Origin of the sequence: Mesorhizobium abyssinicae (assembly GCF_049887195.1) — a bacterium.
GTDB lineage: Bacteria > Pseudomonadota > Alphaproteobacteria > Rhizobiales > Rhizobiaceae > Mesorhizobium > Mesorhizobium abyssinicae.
The window spans coordinates 1-442 of sequence record NZ_JARAKC010000125.1 but is presented as its reverse complement, the minus strand read 5'-3'; the positions used below and the strand labels follow the sequence as shown (position 1 = coordinate 442).

Below are 442 nucleotides of genomic sequence, written 5' to 3'. Positions count from 1 at the left end.
CGGAGGGTCCGAATGAACATTCACAAGAATGCCCGTCTCACGCCGCTGCGTCGAGAGGAGATGGCGCTGTCGGTGATAGAGGGCGGTTTTTCCAAAGCCCATGCGGCGCGCGTCTATGGCGTGTCAGCCAAGATCGTGGCGCGCTGGGTCGGGCGCTACAAGGCCGAAGGACGGGCCGGCATGATCGACCGTTCTTCGCGGCCCGCCCATATGCCACAGGCCACCACTGCGTCGATCGCGGAGCGCATCATGGCGCTGCGGCGGCAACGTTGGACCGGCAAGCACATCGCCCATGAGGTCGGCGTCTCGCCCGCTACCGTCAGCCGGGTTCTCAAGCGTGCCGGACTGTCGCGGTTGAGGGATATCGAACCGGCCGAACCGGTGCGCCGCTACGAGCGCGAGAAGCCCGGCGAGATGATCCACATCGACATCAAGAAACTCG

General features: G+C 64.9%; 1 protein-coding gene. It reads left to right on the top strand.

The window, feature by feature from the left end:
* Window positions 1-12: 12 nt before the first annotated feature.
* A partial coding sequence (locus PU724_RS33930; protein ID WP_426213855.1) for a helix-turn-helix domain-containing protein occupies window positions 13-442 on the top strand: 430 nt, incomplete at its 3' end.